This is a genomic window from Leptospira chreensis (assembly GCF_016919165.1).
Classification (GTDB): domain Bacteria; phylum Spirochaetota; class Leptospiria; order Leptospirales; family Leptospiraceae; genus Leptospira_A; species Leptospira_A chreensis.
Genome location: NZ_JAFFPS010000071.1, coordinates 15,563 through 36,758 on the forward strand (window position 1 = coordinate 15,563; position 21,196 = coordinate 36,758).

General features: G+C 39.7%; 16 protein-coding genes and 1 pseudogene. 15 read left to right on the forward strand and 2 right to left on the reverse strand.

Annotation, left to right across the window (positions count from 1 at the left end):
• The first annotated feature begins 49 nt into the window (after nucleotides 1-49).
• The 9 genes from JWG41_RS18385 to JWG41_RS18425 all read left to right on the forward strand — a co-directional run bounded on the left by JWG41_RS18385 (nucleotide 50) and on the right by JWG41_RS18425 (nucleotide 8,281).
• Entirely contained in the window at nucleotides 50-811 is a 762-nt protein-coding gene (locus JWG41_RS18385; protein ID WP_205271270.1) for a hypothetical protein, read from the forward strand.
• Nucleotides 812-909: 98 nt separating this feature from the next.
• Nucleotides 910-1,737, forward strand: coding sequence for a hypothetical protein (locus tag JWG41_RS18390; RefSeq protein ID WP_205271271.1), 828 nt, complete (start codon nucleotides 910-912; stop codon nucleotides 1,735-1,737).
• Between the two features lie 170 nt (nucleotides 1,738-1,907).
• On the forward strand, nucleotides 1,908-2,636 hold the full coding sequence (locus JWG41_RS18395) for an Ig-like domain-containing domain (RefSeq protein ID WP_205271272.1): 729 nt from the start codon (nucleotides 1,908-1,910) through the stop codon (nucleotides 2,634-2,636).
• Nucleotides 2,637-2,833: 197 nt separating this feature from the next.
• On the forward strand, nucleotides 2,834-3,667 hold the full coding sequence (locus tag JWG41_RS18400) for a hypothetical protein (protein ID WP_232374104.1): 834 nt from the start codon (nucleotides 2,834-2,836) through the stop codon (nucleotides 3,665-3,667).
• Between the two features lie 229 nt (nucleotides 3,668-3,896).
• Nucleotides 3,897-4,622 (forward strand): Ig-like domain-containing domain, encoded by a 726-nt coding sequence (locus JWG41_RS18405; RefSeq protein ID WP_332461319.1) that lies wholly within the window; start codon nucleotides 3,897-3,899, stop codon nucleotides 4,620-4,622.
• 100 nt (nucleotides 4,623-4,722) lie between these two features.
• Nucleotides 4,723-6,333: a TPM domain-containing protein gene (locus tag JWG41_RS18410; protein ID WP_205271274.1), complete on the forward strand. Its 1,611-nt coding sequence runs from the start codon at nucleotides 4,723-4,725 to the stop codon at nucleotides 6,331-6,333.
• A 145-nt stretch (nucleotides 6,334-6,478) separates the two neighbouring features.
• Nucleotides 6,479-7,417, forward strand: a complete 939-nt coding sequence (locus JWG41_RS18415; protein ID WP_205271275.1) for a hypothetical protein — start codon at nucleotides 6,479-6,481, stop codon at nucleotides 7,415-7,417.
• A gap of 145 nt (nucleotides 7,418-7,562) precedes the next feature.
• Nucleotides 7,563-8,069 (forward strand): DUF1993 domain-containing protein, encoded by a 507-nt coding sequence (locus JWG41_RS18420; protein ID WP_408611797.1) that lies wholly within the window; start codon nucleotides 7,563-7,565, stop codon nucleotides 8,067-8,069.
• A gap of 5 nt (nucleotides 8,070-8,074) precedes the next feature.
• Complete coding sequence (locus JWG41_RS18425; protein ID WP_205271277.1) at nucleotides 8,075-8,281, forward strand: helix-hairpin-helix domain-containing protein; 207 nt, start codon at nucleotides 8,075-8,077, stop codon at nucleotides 8,279-8,281.
• 33 nt (nucleotides 8,282-8,314) lie between these two features.
• On the opposite strand, the gene JWG41_RS18430 is transcribed toward JWG41_RS18425, so the two are convergent.
• A complete protein-coding gene (locus JWG41_RS18430) occupies nucleotides 8,315-8,815 on the reverse strand; it encodes a hypothetical protein (RefSeq protein WP_205271278.1) in 501 nt (166 codons plus the stop codon).
• Between the two features lie 249 nt (nucleotides 8,816-9,064).
• Between JWG41_RS18430 and JWG41_RS18435 the strand changes: the two are divergent.
• The 3 genes and pseudogenes from JWG41_RS18435 to JWG41_RS18445 all read left to right on the forward strand — a co-directional run bounded on the left by JWG41_RS18435 (nucleotide 9,065) and on the right by JWG41_RS18445 (nucleotide 14,303).
• A pseudogene (locus JWG41_RS18435) lies at nucleotides 9,065-12,277 on the forward strand (FN3 associated domain-containing protein).
• A gap of 181 nt (nucleotides 12,278-12,458) precedes the next feature.
• Entirely contained in the window at nucleotides 12,459-13,370 is a 912-nt protein-coding gene (locus JWG41_RS18440) for a hypothetical protein (protein ID WP_205271279.1), read from the forward strand.
• Between the two features lie 96 nt (nucleotides 13,371-13,466).
• Nucleotides 13,467-14,303: a hypothetical protein gene (locus JWG41_RS18445; protein WP_205271280.1), complete on the forward strand. Its 837-nt coding sequence runs from the start codon at nucleotides 13,467-13,469 to the stop codon at nucleotides 14,301-14,303.
• A gap of 279 nt (nucleotides 14,304-14,582) precedes the next feature.
• On the opposite strand, the gene pckA is transcribed toward JWG41_RS18445, so the two are convergent.
• Nucleotides 14,583-16,175 carry a phosphoenolpyruvate carboxykinase (ATP) gene (gene pckA / locus JWG41_RS18450; protein WP_205271281.1) on the reverse strand — a complete coding sequence of 531 codons (1,593 nt, stop codon included), beginning with the start codon at nucleotides 16,173-16,175 and terminating at the stop codon, nucleotides 14,583-14,585.
• Nucleotides 16,176-16,245: 70 nt separating this feature from the next.
• Between pckA and JWG41_RS18455 the strand changes: the two genes are divergently transcribed.
• From JWG41_RS18455 to JWG41_RS18465, 3 genes are all read left to right on the forward strand, one after another.
• Nucleotides 16,246-17,676, forward strand: coding sequence for a glycogen/starch synthase (locus JWG41_RS18455; RefSeq protein WP_205271282.1), 1,431 nt, complete (start codon nucleotides 16,246-16,248; stop codon nucleotides 17,674-17,676).
• Nucleotides 17,677-17,731: 55 nt separating this feature from the next.
• On the forward strand, nucleotides 17,732-19,246 hold the full coding sequence (locus JWG41_RS18460) for a hypothetical protein (RefSeq protein ID WP_205271283.1): 1,515 nt from the start codon (nucleotides 17,732-17,734) through the stop codon (nucleotides 19,244-19,246).
• Nucleotides 19,247-19,477: 231 nt separating this feature from the next.
• Entirely contained in the window at nucleotides 19,478-21,094 is a 1,617-nt protein-coding gene (locus JWG41_RS18465; protein WP_205271284.1) for a hypothetical protein, read from the forward strand.
• Nucleotides 21,095-21,196 lie beyond the last annotated feature (102 nt).

A 21,196-nucleotide genomic window follows, 5' to 3' on the forward strand; every position in this document is an offset into this window, starting at 1 on the left:
GAATTTGTCAATTTTTCGAATTATTTCCGTTATACGATCCAGAAAGTCGATGGGATTGTTACTTCTATCCTTTTCGTTGTTTCAAAATTGTTATTTCAATCCGGTTGTCAATGGATTTTTGAATCCATTGGCGGAGGAAGATAACAACGCCGCTTATTTAGGTATTCTTGGATTGGCTCCATCATCCTATGGAATCACTGGACAGTTGAAATCCAATGGGTCGGCTGTTGTAGGTGCCGTTGTAAGTGTTGTAAGTCCACAATCGGAATTAACAAGCACTACCGATTCAGGTGGAAGGTTTCACGTCATTGGCAAACCGGGACCAATAGAACTCCAAGTGAACCATTCTGGAACCATTTTTAAAATTGAAATTCTAATCATGCCACCTACAGTAAGTTTGGTTAGCATTGGGAATTCTTCCTATACAGTTTCCAATCTTGAAGCCTATACTTCCACCACCAATGCCCCAGTTTATTTAGATATAGCGAATTCAATACCCTATGATGGAATGTACATTGATTTCACGAATATTCAGGCAATATCTGGAGGATTTATGTTTTCGTTTACAGAAGAATTAGAGGAACCTAGCGACCAATTCCTTTGGGTTGCCGAAAATTTTGTAGTGAATCCTTCGATCACACTGAATTCTCCAGGGCTTATGGGTAGCGCAGTATCCATTATGATTGATTCAGGCACAATCACCGCTAATACAATCTACAACCTAACATTAAATTCTGGAATCAAATCCGTTTCGGGAAAATCACTCAAACCAACAAACATCCAGTTCAGAGTTGGAGTTTTAGCGAATTAACGCTTCAATTCCAATAATTCGATTCATTCATGGAAATATAGATACATTTGAAATTTTGTCTTTTGCTTTTTTAAGTCATTCATCGTTGGGAAAAAAAAATGAAACATAGATTTACAATCCTATTTTATTTAATCTTAATTTCTTTAGTTCCCAACTGTTATTTCAATCCAGTTGTGAATGGAATTTTGAATCCGATTAAGGAAGAAAAAAATAATTCATTCCTTGGTTTACTTGGATTCGGCTCAGCCGGTTCTGACCTACTAATCGTTGGTCAAATCCGTGATCAATTTGGAACGGCATTGCCTGAACTCGTTTTAGTTCCATCCCCCGTTTCTCTTTTATCCAAATCTATTTCACCTTACAGGACCGATACGGGAGGAAGGTTTTATATTCCTTACCAATCAGGTAGGATTAGTTTTGAAGTTTTACAGAATGAATCTACATTTTTCACACTCACGTTAAATGTTTCGGATCCAACGGCCATCACATCAGAGACAAGTGGAGGTCCCGCCGGACTGGAAATTTCCAATTTAGGTACCATAAGCGCTAGTGCACCACCTAGCTTCTTTGAATTGGTGGGTGTATTTGCAGTGGAAGGACAGTCCACATTGGTAAACATTCATAAAACGAATTTGGGAAAATCACCAACAAAATTATTATTAATCTTCGATGAAGCTCCAGCATATGTAGACCCCGAAGACTCATCATGGATTCAAAATTCAGTGGTCATTGCACCCGCGCCGTCCGTCGGGTATGGGCTTCCAGAAGTTGTTGGAAATCAAATCACCATTAGTGGAGCTGAAGGTATATCTTCTACCAATGTAACTACTATTGATTTTACTTCTAATATCAAATCTGTTTCTGGAAAATCACTGACACCTCGAGGAATAAAATTTTGTTATGTGCAAAGTTGTAGTTTTTACTAAAAAATTCGATTCTACGAACTTTTGGATTTCAAAAACTAAATACTTTTTCTTTTGCCAAACTAATCCTTTATTCTGTAAGAGAAATAAATTGAACCACCATCATAGATTATTAAAATTTCCTATTTTTTTTCTGTTTATGGATGTTACTGGGAAATTGTTACTTCAACCCTTTGGTAAATGAATTACTCAATCCAGAAGTAAAGGAAGAAAACACATCCGCCTTACTTGGATTAACCGGTGGTTTTAACAACCAATCCATTGCCGTGAGTATCACAGGCCAAATCAAAAGTTTGGGAGTGCCCGTTTCCAATGCCGGACTCCAGCTAATAGGGCCGTCTTTATCGACACAAACAAAGGCAACCACTTCCACTACAAATACTTTCGGTAGATTTTATCTCAATGTATTTACTGGACCCGTAACCTTACAACTCACTGATATTAGTACCATAGTCAACATACAGCTTGAGGTCACTCCCACATCATTGACGGTGATCTCAATCGATCATTCTGAGTATAAAATTTCGAATTTAGAGGTTTATGATTTGGGCGTAGAGCCACCTACGTATTTGGAATTACTATTTTCTATTCCCTACGATGGAATGTTAGTTGATGAAAATAATATCAATTTGTTTGGCGAAAATTTGACCTTTGCATTTTCCGAAGACCTAGAGATGCCGGGAGACTTATCTACTTGGGCGATAGAAAATGTTTCCATTAGTCCCTCGATTGTTGTATCGACTGCAAGTATCTCGAACAGCGATGCACTCATTTATTTAAATAATGAATTCGATGCGTATACCAATTATACCCTAACGCTGAATTCTGGAATCAAATCTATTTCGGGGAAATCGCTCAAACCAACGACGATCCAATTTAGGGTGGATGATCTAGGGAATTGAGGAGATTTTCGAATCAATTTTTTTCGACTTAACTCTTCAGAATCAGTTCAGAAAACGCCAATACCTTTCTGTTAGGTTAAATTTTTTCTGAATATTCTTGCCAAACTATCCCATTACAATAGAATTTACTTCATAGGAAACATAACCCTATCAGAATGCATTTCCAACTCCAATCTTCTGATATCCGGAGAAAAGACATGAACTTACTTTCAACCCGACGAACCTTGCCAATCATTTTGAGTTTGTGGATTTTTCTTGGAAATTGTTATTTCAATCCGATTGTGAATGGATTTTTAAATCCAATCGAAGATAAAAATAACAATGCATCCCTTGGTATCCTTGGGCTCGCACTCGGAACTACTAACCTTCTGATTACAGGTCAACTTCGAAACTCCTCTGGCGAAGCTATGGTTGGACTAGTTTTATCACTACCAGCTACTTCAAACAATACAAAATCAACTCTACCACCATACACAACTGATTCTGGAGGAAGGTTCTACCTTCCCTACCAATTGGGGAAACTTAGTTTTACGGTAAGTCAAAATGAATCCAAAATCTTTACATTGGTATTGAATGTATCTGGGACAGACAACATTACCTCCGAAGTGACTGACACAGTATCCAATTATGAAATTTCAAACTTAGGAACCATAAGGGCTAACGCACCACCTAACTTTTTTGAATTGGTGAAGGCCTATTATCTAGATCAAGGTATGAATGAAGTCAGTTTGCATAATGCAACTGTAACAAATTATATACCTGGTTTCATTTTTAGATTTTCAGAAGCGCCAATGCCTGGATTAGAAACAGGGCCATTGGTTGAAGAATGGATTGCCCAAAATATCGCAACATCGCCACAGATTTCATTTGATAATTTTATGAATGTATCAGAAAATACTTTAACAATTGCGGCAATGACTTTACCGGGTTCGGTCGAATATGAGTTAACTTTAAAACCTGGAGTACTTTCTGCTACTGGGAAGCTATTAACCCAAAGAACGATTCGATTTAATTATCAATACAATCCTTAGAAGCCTGCTCCTTTTCATCCTTTTTTTATAAAGAAATTTCTTGCCAAACAAACCGGAATTCGGTAATATTAATGTCTTGGTTCTTTTCTCCAAGACAAAGTCTCATTTTCTAAAACCATCACCCTGACTTGTGGAGCCCATTCTTATGAACCGACATCCTAAATTACCAACTTCAATTGTTTTAGTATGTTTATGGTTTTTATTGGGGAATTGCTATTTCAATCCCTTGGTGCAGCCCATAGTCAATCCTGAAATTGATGAGAACGATCCTGTCAGTACGTTAGGAATTGCTGCTGTTCTTGCTGGGCCACGAACTGTCCAAATCACAGGCCAAGTTGTCGATCAATACGGAGTTGCTGTATCAGGAGGAACACTTACTATCGTTAGCCGAACGAATCAGTTAGATGGACTTTCCGATTCCAATACGTTAAACCCAGCAGGCAGATTTTATCTAACCCTAAGTACGGGAGAGACAACCATAAGAGTGGATCAAGCTGGCTCGGAGTTGTTTAGGTTTACAATAACTATTCCCTTTCCTGGAAGCGTAATTGTGAATAACATATCAGCAAGTGGTCCCGATTTGGTAAATTTAGAATTCTATGGGCCAGGTTCTACTCCTGAATATTTCGATTTGGTGACATCAGACCCAACACCTAATTCAGCAGATAACTCACTACCAACATATTTTGAATTTACATTTTCCGAACCTTTGGACACCTCTGTATCTGACCAGGCAGCTTGGATTGCAGCAAACGTAATTTCGTCTCCGTCCATTACGTTTAATACAACTATAAATTTTGCTACAAATCAATTCACACTTACTTATTCATCTGGAATCAGCGTGGGGAATACCTATACGATAATCCTTGGAACTGGAATCAAATCGCAAACTGGAAAGTCATTATCGCCTCGTATCATTAAATTTACCTGTCTTTCACCATGCATGCCTTCCTAATTGAATAATAAACGAGAACCATTTCCTTTACATGCCAATCACCTTGTCCTCCTTAACTCCGACTTGACAAACCAAGCATACCCCATACTCTTTAGCGGTCGTGAATGCACCGTTGAACCAAAGACAAATCTACTTCCATAAAATTCTACTGGCTCTTGCAGTAGCAACTTCCCTACTCTTAACTTCCTTCTGCTCTCCTAATCAGGAAGGAATCGACGCACGCGTAGCCCAAGTTCCCAACCCCAAAGAACTTAGGAATAGTTGGGTGGAAGACAGTGCTGGCGTTTTGAGTGACACAGCATCCATTGACCAGTTGATCAACACCGAAGAGGCGTCTTCGGGATTAGAAATTGCCGTCGTCACTTTGCCGACGATTGAAAGTTATGTGCCAAAAGACTTTGCAGTGGCACTCTTCAACTATTGGAAAATTGGGAAAAAGGGAAAAGATAATGGAATCCTTGTCCTTCATGTCATCGACCAAAGGCGAGTAGAAATTGAAATCGGATATGGACTGGAAGGTGACCTTCCCGATATGGTTGTCAAACGAATCATTGATACTTACACCATCCCCGCATTCAAAGCAGACAATTTTCAAAAAGGGCATCTGGATACAGTGGCTGCGCTAATTACCAAACTGAACCACCCAGAACTAGAAGTGGACCAACTCCTTTCAGAAACAAATACTGTGGCCGTCGCCGATGTTGCCGTAGAAGATACAAATAACCAAACCACATCGGAAAGAACTGACTATTATGATTATCAAAGTAAATCTTATACGCAGCTCAGCGAAGAAGAAAAACAAATTTTAGACAAAACCATTGAAACTTATAATACCACTTCCAATTATTTTTTAAATGATGAAGAATCAAGATTGTTAAATGAAAAATTAAGCGAATCGGAAAGGATCGAAAAGGAAGAAACAAGGCAAAACAAACAATACTTCATCTTTGGTTATATTGCACTTTTTTTAATCTTACATTTGTTACAAAGGGTTGTTGTTTGGATCATTCCTTCTCCCACAGCAAAATACCATTTAGTTCATAAAACAGACTTTCCTTTATTCTATGGTGTCATTATCACTCCGATGGTATTTACCATCACACTTCTCTCTGAGTTTTTGGATGATGCCATCTTCCCTGTTTCGATTTTTTTGACCATTGCCTTTATTGTAGTCTATGCCATCTTTTGGGGTGATTTACGTTTGCAAAAGTTAAGTGCAAGACTTTTGAAAATTAGAAACATTCCCAGAAACTGCAAGAAATGTGGAACTGCGATGATCAAACTTTCGGAAGAAGAGGATAACACCCATTTGTCGAAAGGTCAAATTTCTGAAGAAATTGTCAATTCCATCGATTATGATGTTTGGGTCTGTCCAGGATGTGAGGCCAACTCCATTCTCAAATTCCCCAATATCAGTCCTGAATACATTTATAAAGGCACTTCCTTTCCAAAAATTAAGACCTGCCCGGACTGTAAGTTTGAAACCTTTGTTTGTAAATCCAGCAAAATCCTGAGTGAAGCAACCTATAGTAGTTCTGGATCGGTGGAAGTCAGAAGGACTTGTGCCCACTGCAAACACAGTGCTGTCGAATATGAAACCATTCCCAAAAAACAAAAGAGTAGTTCCGGCGGTTCTTCTGGGAGCGGAGGCGGTGGTGGAAGTTTTGGTGGTGGTTCCTCTGGGGGCGGGGGAAGCGGCGGCAGTTATTAAAAAAGATTCAAACTAGCAGAGTATTTCTAAACCGAAAGAGAAGAAAACAAATATAGTATTTATCCCTACTTAAAAAAGTTCTTCTTTTTCGGAACCAAACATACATTCGCCTATTCGATTTTTATAGCAATTTAGAATATGGTTTATGTTCCGATCGTATCAATCTAGAAACAAACAAGGGATTGTTTCTTTGAAACATAAAATTTACTTTCTGTTGATTTGTTCCTTTCTCAGCACCTCAATTTGGGCCGATGAAAACAGCACTCCCCTCACCATTCACGATAAAAAAGGAAATTGGAATATCCAATGGGGATATAACAGAAGTTACTATACTCAAAGCGATATCAATTTTCGTGGTCCAGGATACGAGTACACTCTCAAAGGTGTTGATGCCAAAGACAAACCCGAATCTTTTAAAGCAGAAGTATATCTAAACCCTTCCAAATTTGAAATCCCACAATACAATCTAAAGGTCAGTTATTTCTTCACCGACAGATTCTTTTTGGCATTTGGCCAAGATCATATGAAGTATGTGGTCACCCAAGGCCAGCCGGTAAAGTATTCGGGTTATATTGACCCTGGAGTGATTGCTAAAAACCAAATGGCTTTGTCTCTAGAATCGGCTGTGTTTATCTACCTGTTTCCCGAACATGTCCAACAGATGGCCGGTTACCATGGTGGAGACCAAACCATTACTTTAACTCCTGATATTTTAAAGTATGAACATACGGATGGTTTGAACTATCTATTTTTAGATTTTGGATGGATCACTCCTCTTTATACTGCGTCCGATGGACTGAGTGGAATTAGTTTGGTTTCCACTATTGGAGCAGGACCAGTCGTATGCCGAAGCGACGTACGCGTGTTAGGCAAAGGACAAAACAATAACTTCCATCTTTCTGGTTATGGTGTTTCTGGATATGTTGCCACTCGTTATGAATTCTCTAGAACTTACTTTATAGAATTTGGTGGGAAAGGTGGTTACATCGACCTCACTGACGTTCTCACAAGTGGTGGATCCAACCGCGCTTCACAAAATTTTGGATTCTTAGAACTTGTCCTCTCGGGCGGGATTGCGATCTAAAAACATCTCTACATTGACTTTGGTTTCGACGGCCAAAGTTTGATCATTTTTGTATCTTATCAATTCGATACCAACGCCATACTGATTCAATTTATTAGATTGATTCTGCATTGTCTTCGATTTGAATAGAAGAATGAATGAATCGATCGTATATGAAATCTCCGTCCAAGCTTTTAAAAAAGGACTCGGGAATTTAATTAAAATTTTAGAAAAAGCAGAAGCCCATTCCGTTGCCAAAAAATTCGCCTTTGAGAACTTACTCAACTCACGCCTCTTCCCTGACCAATTCCACTTAACAAAACAAATCCAAATTGCTTGCGATACTGCTAAACTTTGTGTGTCTCGTATTTCCGGTAAAGATGCTCCCGTTCACGAAGATTCCGAAATCAATTTGGAGGAATTAAAACTTAGAATTGGTTCCGTGATCCAATACTTAGATACTTATAAAGCAGAAGATTTTAAACTAGTTTCCGAAATCAAGGTATCCCAACCGAGATGGGAAGGAAAATACCTAACAGGATTTGAATACCTCACCAATCACGCGATTCCCAATTTTTACTTTCACATAACCACTGCCTATGCGATCCTCCGACACAATGGAATTGAAATTGGGAAAAAAGATTATTTAGGGGAGATGCCGTTTAAAAAATAAAGAATATGAATCAGAAGAATGAATCATATTTTTTAGATTTCCTAGGAGCCCCCGCACAGAGGGCTCTTGTGAATGAACTGGGAATTTCACGATTGGAAGATCTCACTCGTTATTCTAAAAAAGATCTCCTTCGTTTGCATGGGTTTGGTCCAAGTTCTATTCCGAAAATCGAAGAGGCCTTAAAGAAAATGGGAAAGAAACTAAAAGATTAAATTACTCAGCATCGACGATAAGATAAGAAAATATCATTCAATTAAAAGTTTCTGATAAACCTTTTTACCACCGCAGGATTGAATAAACGTAACACAAACAACAACATTCCCTGTAACAAATGAATCAATATAAGAGTTTGGACTGTCTGCGATAACGAACTGAGATTGATTGGGATATTGAGGGTTATTCGGATAATCGGCCAAACTTTGAAATACATTAAATGTATGTGACTTTATTTGTGGATCCAGTTTACACCGACACCCAATGGGAGTTCCTTGGGGCACTGAATTCGTGCTTGGATCAATAAAAACATTTGTATCATAACGATAGAAAATAGGATCTTCCGATTTTAAATAACAGGGGTAGACATTTGCCGGATAGGCATCTGTCGCCGCAGAACAAGCACTCGATTCAGAAAGGATCGGATTCAAATACCCTGGAAATTGTTCATAAAACGATTTTTCTTTTTCCCGTTTTACACAGGAAAAGAATGCTAAGAGGAGAATAGAGATGAAGTTACACGGGTATTTCATGGATTGATAGATCGAAAACTTCTAAATAACATAATTTTGATTTTTATGCTTTAACGAGTAATTTTTTCCATTTTTTTTAAGAAGTACCAAATCACAACTGTTATCTTTTCTGAACCATGGTTTCATAACGTTATTAACGGTAAATTCCAACTTTTTACACAAACTAATGAAAATTAGTTGTATGACACAGATCAGACCATTTACATTATCATTTCTGAATATTACTATATATTTTAGGGGAAAATTTAAATGCGAATCCAAAAACGACTTTTCCTTCTTACGTTTCTAACTCTATTTACAAGCCATTGTGCATTATTACCTCCCGGAAACTCACAAACTGACTTTAGCCTCTTTGCCTTCTTATTCGGATTAGTCGGTGGATCCCCGGGCTCTTCCCAGAACCTAACCCCCGGCACCACCATTGATCTGTCAGGCGATGGAAAACCGGATGGAACTTTGGTAGATTCGGATGGGGACGGGGTATCTGATGGGATCAATCTCACCGGTGGCACAACTCCGAACCTTATTTTAATCGATACCAATGGAGATGGAACTCCGAATGACACTGTAATTGTCGCCATCTTAAACGATACCACTGCGCCTACTCTCACTAGTTCTTTATTAGCTGGCATATTTTCTACAACGCAAACCACAACCTTGACTTGTACAGACAATCGAGCTCCCGGTTCCTTAGTTTATTCCTTAGATGGATCCACTCCCGCTTTCTCCCCAAAGAATGGGATAGTCATCACAACCTCTTCTAAAGCTGTATCTCTTTCTACGGAAGGAACGCATACTCTCAATGCATTCTGTCGTGACCTGGCGGGTAACTTATCCACACCGCTTAGCATGGTTTATACGATCGATACCCAAGTTCCCGCCATCAGCATTGTAAGCCAATCCTCGCTTGCCATCAGTTCCCAAGCGGGAGCCATCGGTACCTCCACTGCCACATGGAGATCCAATCGAACTGGTTCTTTTACTGTCCGCGAAGGGAGTGCTTGTGATTCCGGTACCATAGCTGCAACCGGAACGGCAACAGCAAACGTTGACCAAACATTTGTTCGTTCTCATACACACTTTACTGGTGAAGCTACCAAAACCTATCGCATCTGTGTGACGGGTTCCAATGCTCTGGTTGGATTTGCCTCAGCCTCTTTGCAAAGAGATGATACCGCTTCCGTTGTGTCTGCTGATCCCGGTGCTGGGAGTTATGGAACGGCCACTTCGGTTTCTCTATCCTGTTCAGACACTGGCGGAAGTGGATGTGATCAAATCGCCTATGCCGTGCAAGCGGGTTCTGCACCGGCAAACCCTGCCATCCAAGGAACTACAGGAACCGTAAGTAGTGGAACCTTATACACGTCCGCCATTGGTATGACAGACGGTACTGTCACCTATACAAAGTTTGTGGCTCGTGACAAAGCGGGCAATGTATCGAGTGTACATTCAGCAAATTATACTGTCGATACCCAAGTGGCTACGATCACGGTGAACTCGCATACTGCCGCCATTAATGGATCATCCAATGTCACTCTTAGCTGGCAAAGTAGCAAAGCGGGTAGCTACCAAATTCGATTGGGTGGCTCTAGCTGTTCCACCGGAACCGCACTTACCAATACCGGCTCCAATGCCAATGTAACCGGCAATATCGCTACCACCACGGATACATCCACCACCATTGCCAACTCCCAGTTTGTGGAAGGTGAGAATACCATTCGCATTTGTGTGGCCAACCTAATTGATAGTTTTGGTTCCACCACGCGCACTACAAATAAAGACACAACGGCTCCCGTAGTCACCATGTCCTCTCCGTCTGGCTCCGGCCCATTTACATCAGGAACCCAACTCCAACTCTCCTGTTCCGATACTGGCGGGAGTGGATGCGATAAAATCATTTATACATTAAACGGCACATAACCCACGTTTGACGGAAGTGGAGCGCTAACTAATGGAACAGTGTATGCAACACCAGTCGCTCTTTCCAATGGAAGTAACCAAGTGAAATATTTGGCTCGTGACTTAGCGGGTAACACAAGTAATGTTGGAAACCAAAGTTTCCATGTAGGCCCACCAGATGCTCCTTCTTTTGTGGAGGCACAGGCAGGGGGAACGAGTGCCGTGGTGCAATGGTGGCCAGTCACTGGTGCCACTTCTTACAAAGTGTACTATAGCACAAGTCCTGGAGTGACAACGGCATCGAGTAGTTTTGGGCCTGTAACTGATCCGAATGCGACGGTCACGGGACTGAGTGGTGGGACATTATATTACTTTCGGGTGGTGGCGAGTAATGCAATTGGAAATAGTGCGATTTCTTTATTAGAATCATTTGCATTGACGACTGCTACTCCACCAGGAACAAGTGCTACGGGTACATACATGGATATATCGGCAGGCCTGGGAGGAATACAAACTGAAGCACCAGTAAATATTTTTTTTGACTCAACTAACGAAAAATTATTAATTGTTGGTCAAAGGAATACTAATCCTTTGCTGATAAAATGCGATTTGACTGGTTCAGATTGCCAACATGTAGATATCTCTGCAAACCAAGCTGCCTCATCGGGACAAACTCCTCAAGCAGCAATTGATGTTATTAATTCCAAATTAATAGTAGTCGGACGAAATAATAATAATGAAAGAAAATTGAGCCTATTTAGGTGCAATATCGATGGAACCGAATGTGTTCATAAAGATATTTCCTCAGGACAAGGTCCCGGATCTGGGAGAACTCCAAAAGTAATAATCGATTATATTTTTAAAAAAGTACTAGTGGTAGCTCATAATCTAGCAAATGAGAATAAAATTAGTTTATACCGATGTGATTTAAATATTACCAATTGTGCTCATTTAGATGTTTCAGCTGGACAAAGCTCAAATACTGAACTTTCAATCAGTCTGTTAATTGATTATGTTAATTCAAAACTTTTAGTAGTCTCTCATTTCGCTTCTAATAATGGAAAACCAAGCTTAATTCGATGCGAATTAGATGGAACCTCATGTCTACATATTGATGTTTCTGCGAACCAAGGAAACAATTCTGGTTGGCATCCGAACGCAGTCATAGATTTACCAAACAATAAATTGTTGATTGTTACTAAAAATATTGCAAACAATGGCAAACCCAGCCTTTTTAGATGTAATCTTGATGGATCAAATTGCATTCATAGTGATATTTCTGCTGGTCAAGGGACGGACTCTGGTCTACGACCAACCTTAATTGTTGATACCAATAATCTTAAACTACTAGTGACGACGAGAAATTTTCAAAATGGTAATAAACCGAGCCTATTTAGATGCAACAAGGATGGTTCAAATTGCATTCATAGTGACCTTTCTGCTAATCGTGGGATAGAATCTGGCTTATTACCAAGCTCAATTTTAGATACTAAGCATGGAAAACTTTATGTAGTTTCACCGCAATATTCTGGTTCTGCTACACCCGGCCTCTTTATCTGGTAACATCCCCCGCGCCAGGGATCGATAGGGCTTGGTCTCACCCACTTTGGGTGAGACGGGAGCGTTAAGCGCACCCCGGAGGAGCCCGGTCGGTTTTGGGATACAATGTGAATCACCTAACCAAATTGAGGCGCACAGAACTTTACAACTTATGATTCAAAAAAATAAATCCCAAAGGAATTCAATGAGACTAAATAACTTAATCTTTCTTTTCTTCGTTTCTTCTTCTATCTTAAATGCAGAAGGAACCGTAACCAAACCAGCCACTTTTGAATATGGACTCAATGCACAGAACATCACTTATTTCCCTTATGAAACGAACAAATCCTTTGGATACAACCAATCTGAATTAAAAAATAACAAAGAACTCGTTTGCTTACCTTTCTTTAAATATCGAAACACAAATAAAAACTTTGGTTTTGATTTTGATATGGTGGATATAAGAACAAGTAACCTCTATTACAAAGCATATTACTTTAATAATAGTATTTATCCGACTACCTATGGATTTGGAAATGCCCAAAGGCAGGAATATAGGTTCCATTTCTATTATTTGCCTTTCGATCATCAAATTTTCTACTTTGGACTTGGATTATTAAAAATTGATCGCTTTTACAATGTTGAAAATTACCAAGTGGCCAGTTTAATCAACTCTGACAAAATCAATTCTTATGGAATTTCTGTACTACTTCGCAGTAAAATTCAATTGATGGATGGTTTGGAATTAAATTTAGGATTTGATCCTTACGTAACCTATGGAAATCGTAATTTTGTAAATCAAAGAGTTAGCAATGGTTATTATGCTGATGGTGCTGTGGGCCCATACTTTTATCTATCCAAAACGAATCCAAATAACATTACGGAAATTTTAGGGTTTCAGGCAGAGATTTCGCTCTCTTATCAATTCTATGATCACTTAAAATTCTATGTTGGATTTAGCAGAAACCAGTCAACCATTCGATCCATTAACTTTGACAAAACGAACTATACTTATGTAGGCGCAATAGACCATCTCTATGTTACCAACGAAAAAAAATATGATCGATTGGTTGATACATATAATTCGATTTATTTTGGAATATCAAATTCACATTAATTAAACTTCAGAATATTAAGTTAATTCAACCTACAGGATACAATAACAGATATTTGTTGTGAAAAATTCACATCCAGAAAAAATAGTGATTCCATCATGAAACTAAAAATAATTTTTATTCTAAGTTTACTTTTTGTTACAAATCTATTCTCCCAATCCAACTCGATTCGAAATCGTTTTTATCTGGAAGGCAATTACGGGGAAAGTTTTGGTTCTCCTACAAAACCTTCCGATATCAACAGTTCTCTGATGAATAAAAAAAACAATTTCCATAACCAAGGAGATGTGTTTGGGTCTTATACGACAGCCTATGGAACTGATTTGGAAAAATTGGCAAGTTTGTATGCGTTTGAAAACTCACCCAAGGGGAAAATCAATAGCCAGTCGAAGTCTTTGTTTTTTGAATATATTTTTAATTCAGGATTTGGACTTGGGTTTGGATTGTATGGGGTTGATTTTCAAGCCAACGATATCGCTAACAAAAAATTTGATACAATATTTGAATTAGGAAATTTAAGTCGATTGAATCCGAATTTTAATGGGTATCCATTAACGCAGGTCATCCATTATGAAATACTATCACCATACCAAACCTATTCTGATAATGATTTCTTACATATGCGTTATGCAAATGTACAGTTGGCATACCATTTTCTGCAAGATTCCATTTTCGATCCATACATTCGAGTGGGTTTTGGTCTAGGTAAGGAAAGATTTTCGAAAGCAAATATTCTACAATCGAATGTAACAGTTGGTACAAGGATCTTTCTCTCGGAGCGTTTGTATTTAGTATTGGAAGTAGTTGGCACCAATTACGATGCTAGAAAAAAAATCCAAAGTCCCACTATAACCAATCTATCAAGAATGAAGGACGAACACATTTGGTCATTGCAAGATTATTCTGCTAAGGTAGGACTTGGAATTCGTTTTTAAAATTCAAATGAATCTTTGATAAAACCATCTCCTGCGCCAGGGATCCGAAGGGCTTGGTCACCTGCCATCGCTCGATGGCGGGGGACGGGAGCGAAAGCGCACCCCGGAGTGAGCCCGGTCGGGTTTCGATAAGACTACAATCACCTAACCATTTCGAGGCGCACAAAAAAAGCCACTCCCCGTTTCCGTTAGAGTGGCTTCCTTGTTTCCGACTTGGCCGTTCACCAACTTACTTACGTAAGCCGGCGAAATTGGTTTGGTGGGAACTGACTCTTTTCTTTAAGCGACAGGTCCGTATTGGCTGAAGTCAAATTCTTTGGAACCAGTGAGGTATTTTTTGTAGTTCTCAACAAATTGTTTTGCAAGGTCAGCTGCGGTTTTGTCGTAGTCTTCTTTGTTTTCCCAAGCGTTACGTGGGTTGAGGATATGAGAATCCACACCTTCTACGGTTTTAGGGAAGGATACTTGGAAAACTGGGTGTTTTTCAAACTCGGATTTTTCAATGTTACCGTTTAGGATTTCATTGATGATTTGGCGAGTGGCAGGAAGGTTCATACGTTTTCCTACACCATACTTTCCACCAACAAGACCTGTGTTGATAAGGTATGCGTTTACTTTGTGCTCATTCATTTTTTCACCAAGTAACTTTGCATAGTATGTTGGGTGAAGAGTCATAAACGCCTGACCAAAACATGCAGAGAAAGTTGCTTGTGGTTCTTTCACACCACGCTCTGTTCCCGCAACCTTTGCTGTGTAACCAGAAAGGAAGTGATACATAGCTTGTTCGATAGAAAGTTTAGAAACCGCAGGAAGAACACCGTAAGCATCGTAAGTAAGGAAAATCACAGTGTTTGGGTGACCTGCTTTAGATCCTGGTTGGATGTTATCGATGTGAAAAATGGGATAAGATACACGAGTGTTTTCTGTTTTTGCGGCAGAAGAGTAATCCACTTTCTTAGAAGTTGCATCATACACAACGTTTTCGAGAAGGGCATCACGACGGATGGCTGCATAGATTTCTGGTTCTGTTTTTGGATCTAGGTTGATGGTTTTTGCATAACATCCACCTTCAATGTTGAAGATACCATTGTTGTCCCAACCATGTTCATCATCACCGATGAGTTTGCGGTTTGGATCTGTAGAAAGAGTGGTTTTTCCTGTTCCCGAAAGACCAAAGAAAAGTGCGCTATCTCCGTCTTTACCAACGTTCGCTGAACAGTGCATAGTGAGCACGTTTTTCAGTGGTAAGTAGTAGTTCATTACGGAGAAGATTCCTTTTTTCATCTCTCCACCGTATTCGGTTCCACCGATGATACATATCTTTTTTGCTAAGTGGAAGATCACGAATACATCGGAGTTAAGACCGTGTTCTTTGTATTTTGCGTTTTTGTAACCAGAAGCGTTGATGATAGTAAATTCTGGATGAAGTTTTTCAAGTTCTTCCTTAGTCGGGCGAAGGAACATGTTGGTGCAAAAATGGTGTTGCCAAGCTCTTTCAGTAACCACACGGAGAGAGATTCGTGTGTCATCGTTAGTTCCAGCATGACCATCAAAAACATAAAGTTTTTTGTTATCGAGAAATTTCGTTACTTCTGCATAGAGTTCAGTGAAGATGGCTTCGGAAACCTTTGTGTTGACCGGACCCCACCAAATGTTGTTTTGGGAAGAAGGTTCATCGACAAAATATTTGTCTTTAGGGGAGCGACCCGTAAAAATTCCGGTATCTACCATCATCGTTCCGTTATCGGAAGTTACGCCTTCTTTGTTGTTCAATTCGTGCTGGTAAATTTCTTCGTAAGATAAGTTATGGAAGACTTCGGATGGTTTAAGGCCTAATTCAGCAAGGCCGCGCAGATTAGTAGATACTGACATGGATCTCTCCTCGATTTCACTTTGTGTTTTTCTAGCTTCTTATTTTGCGAGTCGGTGTCAATAACAGAAAATGAAGATTCTACATGCATCCGCAGAATATTTTCCCTACATCAAGATGGGTGGCCTTGCCGACATGCTTGCTTCTCTTACGAAAGAGCAGGCAAAGACGGAAGAAGTTTATGTCGCATTGCCTCTGATTGGCAAGTTGGGAAAACCTCCCCAATATACGGGCAAAGTGTATCCTGCCCTACTCCCCCAAGATGCCGAAATAGATTCCCTTGTGGTCTCGGTTCTCAAAACTTCCCGGTTTTTGGAAGCCAAAGAATCCGGGGTCACTTTGTACTTTTTCCAATCAGACCTCTTCCAAACTTTAGATTCCATCTATGGACACAAAGAAGAACACTTTCGGTTTGCGATGTTCTCTTACGCTTGTTATGCTTTAAGTCAAATTCTGAAAGTGGATGTTTTTCATGCGCATGATTGGCATACAGCCCTTTCCCTTGCCTTACAAAAAGATTCCGCCTTCCCCATCCCCACAGTTTTCACCATCCACAATTTGGCGTACCAAGGAGATCATCCGTTTTGGATGACTGGATTCTTAAAAGAAGAACCCTTTCGGCTGGTGACAAGTCCCTTTGACCACGATGGGAAATGCAATTATATGAAGGCCGGAATTCTTTCCGCGAACCAAATTACCACCGTCAGTCCCGGTTACAGAGAAGAAACACTCGCAGAGCCCAATGGATTTGGTCTGAGTTATTGTTTGAACCAAAGGGCAAAAGACTACTCGGGAATTTTGAATGGAATTGATACGGATGAATGGAATCCAAAAGAAGACAAACGAATCGATCAAACTTTTTCGGATGCAAACTGGAAAGCGGGCAAGTTAAAAAACAAAACAAAACTGTTTCAGGAAATCGGAAGGCCACTGATGCCTTTGGATGCCCCTTTGGTAGGACTCATTGGCAGACTTACCTACCAAAAAGGATATCCTACATTCTTAAAAGCAGTTTTAGAAAGACTACACCTACCACACCGTTATGTGGTTCTTGGTTCCGGTGACCCAGAAACAGAAAATGCTTTCTCTCAACTTTCAGAATCCATTCCCGATGTATTTTATTTTTACAAAGGTTACAATGAAAGTCTAGCCCACAAAATCGAAGCCGCCAGTGATTTTTTTCTGATGCCATCCCTCTTTGAACCCTGTGGGCTCAACCAAATGTACAGCCATGCCTATGGAACGATTCCCATTGTATCGCGTGTGGGGGGATTACGTGATACAGTCGAAGAATCCAGTATTTTAGAATACAAAACAGGTATTGTCTTTGAACCGAATGATGTGAGTTCGCTGGGATATGCATTGGAACGAGCCAAAGATTTGTTCTTTTCACAAGAAAGAGATATCGTAGTGAAAAACATTATGAATTTGGATTGGAGTTGGGAAAAAAGAAAAATAGAATACCAATCAGTCTACTCGAAAGCCATTGAATTGAATATTTAGTCAATTTATTCTATTCATTAAGAAGGGGTTTGGATTCGATTGTTATCACTAGTATATGAAATTTTTCTCTTTTCCTGTTTTTGTTTTGGTTCTTCTCACATCTTCCTGCAAATTAAAACTCAATAACCCAAGCGACCCTACCTCACAAGATTTTTTCCTTACCAATCTAATCAGAGCTTATTTATTATCTGATCCTTGTTTAAACTTTCGAACTTGGAAAAAAACGTATGGAACCGGAACCTTTAAAACAACGGGATCCGATTTAATCACCCTCTCGAATGGAGACTATTTAATATCTGGGGTCACACAAGAATATTTGATTTCGGGTTCTCCAGCAGGAGTCACTAACAGTTTCGTTGGCAGTTCCGGAATTACTTTGAATACGTTCTTAATGCGTGTTTCAAAAGATAACGGAGAGATTCTTTGGGTGGATTATCTGGGTGAAGCCAGTGGCGAAGTAACCTATAAACCAAAATTAAGAAAATATTCAAATGGCGACATTTCTGTTGCTTTTATAGTTACAGGTGCATCGCAACCAACTCCCCTCAATGCCAAGTCAGGAATCAACATCCCTTCTCTCTTTGTAGGTAGGATTCGTGAAAATGGAACACGCGTTTGGTATACCTACTTTGATTCAGACAGTATTGGAATCTATGTTGTCTCTGCAATGGATGTATCCAACAGCTTACATGTGTTTATTGAAAATATTGGAAGCCATATAGCATTTGTCGATGGGCCAGGCATTAATAACTCAACTCTTGGTGGAGGAACTGACTCAGACTTCATCCATGTTGCCGTAAATGAAAATGGCTCAATGGCCTACCAAAGATACTTTTCCAGCTCAGGAAATGATTTTATCTTTGGAGCTGAAACCAACTCGTCTGGATTATTTATCACCGGGGCCACAAACCAAAGTGTCAGTGGAACTTCACACCCTAACGCTGATTCTGTGGTTCCTTTTGTCATGAAATTGAATGAAGCAGATGGAACTATACTTTGGTATTCTTATTTGGGAATTGCGGCAGAAGGTGACTATGGCGATCCTAATCGTTTCCTTGTGAAAGATGATATGATTTATACAATCGGCTCAGCTCGTTTTACCTATGGCAGTCCTGCGGAACCAACGGTAGCAGCTGATGGAGTCAGAAAACATTTTCTATTTTCCAAATTGAATACGAATGGTGCGGTTCAATGGAATTCTTTTTTAGGAAATTCCTCTGAGGATGTGTTAGCCATGACAGAAGCAGAACCAATCATCCTTTCCTCAGGCCAACTTTTGGTAAGAACCCAAGCCACTGCCACTAGCGGTCGTTTCACTTCGTTACCCGATGCAACCACTGGCGGGGGAGTTGGCCCTTATACATTGGCTGATGTTTTTATCAACCCACAAGTAGGAACTTTCAATCGCTTTCATTATTCTTCCAACTTAACATCCCCAACACAGGAGCGAACAGAAGTGATGCGAGAGGTTTGTTCAGGAAAATTGGCTCGTTTGAATTATACAAAATTTACAGCGTCGCCTTCTCCCAATCCGACACAAATCTCAATCGAGAATGTGAGTTTGCCTTAAGTGTAAAAAGAGAACTGAACGTAAGACAAATCAAAGCACTTGCAGAAAAGTTCAAAATCTCAATAACCTATACCCAACCTCAACCTCGTACCCCTCGCAATTCCCCAAAATTTTTCTTATATAATCCCACAAATGACTTGAGAATCTTCCTCCTTTCTGTTCTCTTTTAGAATCTAAATTCAATAATTAATTTCCATCTTCCGTTTGGGGTTGATGGATTTGGAAAGAACTATGGTCTCGCATTCAAGAATTCGGAAGTTTGCCTTTCTATTTCTCAGCCTTTTCTATCTCAGTTTCTCTTTTGGTCATTGCAAATTGGATTTAAACAATCCGAGTGATCCGAGATCGAGAAGTTTTTTGGAGACGGCGATTTGGAATGCGTATCTGAATTCTAGATGTATCCCCGATGCCCGAGGAAGTTTTTCCTTGGGGACAGGAAATACATTAATCGTCCCTCTTTCCATCAGAGCATTAAGGAGTGGAAACACTGTAGTCACAGCTGTGACTCAAGAACCCTTGGTTTGGAATGGAAACACCTACGGAATCCATAACAACCACCAAAACTCTGCTTTAAATGGAGTGGTCTTTGTCATTGATAGATATTTTTCTCGCATTCTTTGGTTAGACTATATTGGAGAAATGAGTTACGGAGTTGAAACTTGGGCTCATCCTGACGTCATTTCAGTTGATGAGTATTCCAATGGGGATCTAGGATTTTTTGCACTTGTTAATGGAACTGGCAGAACCAATACATTGAATGCAAAAACCGGTACACTGGCATTTTTTCTTTCTAGATACAATCAGTATTCTGGTGAAATTGTTTGGCAAGGATATGCAAACAAAGACAATACAAGATTTTCCAATAAGGGTTATTCCATGACTGTCACCCCTTCTGATCAAATGGCGATTTTGTATCAAGGGATCTCCGAAGCGTCTACACCTACTATTGATTCCACGGGCTTAAGTTATCCTGGTTTGCCAGCACCAGCAACTTCATCCAATTCTTCTTTAGCAAGTCAGAAAGAAATTGCCATTGCTTTAGTTGATGGAAGTGGACATGGAATCAGCCAGAAGTTTTTACCTAACACTGGTTTATCGACGGAGGCATTTTTTTTCAAATCCTATTTAGATAGGATATTAATCGTAGGCGATACTTTCAATGAATTTGCATCATTCTCCGGCCACCCAAGACCGACTGAAGCACGGGGTTTTTATGGGATTCTAAATTCATCTTTTAATTGGGATGCAGTAAGTTACTACGGTCCAACAACTGCTTCTACAACTTACAAAACACAAAAAGCAATTTTGAACAACGAGGAAATTTTTATTGCAAGTCTAATAGATCAACCCTATTCAACACCTAACACGATCCATTTATACCAAGGAAGCTCTGGAAGAAGAAACTATCAAATTCTAAAGCCAGATCAAAGTTCAACTAGTTTACTCTGGAGTCAATACTTAGGAACGACAGGTTATAATGTGCCGGATGTTCTTCCTGGTAATCTTATCTATAACAATGCTCGAGGAGAGGTAGTAGGAAACCTACTTACAGTTGATAATGGAACTCCATTCACAGGAATTTCACCAGCACTTATTTCTGGATCTGTTCAATACGCGTTAGGACAAGCCAGATTAAAAATGAATCCTTCTACCGGTGCATTCAATCAAATCCAACTCTATGAAGGAAGTTCTGATGTCAGCGGAAATAACGGAAGATTTATTTCGAACCAAGCAGAAGTTTGTTCAGGAAGAATGGTGACTATCTTCAACTTGTTTAATTCCTTCTCGACGATTACTACAGCGAGATGGATGGAAGTTTCGACTCGGCCTGCGGCTGAGGAACCTTAAACCATAAATATATCCGCTACGAACCACAGGGATTTATACCCAAGACATCAAAACAATTGAGACACTTTTTTAGAGAATAAGCGCATTCGAAATACAGAATAT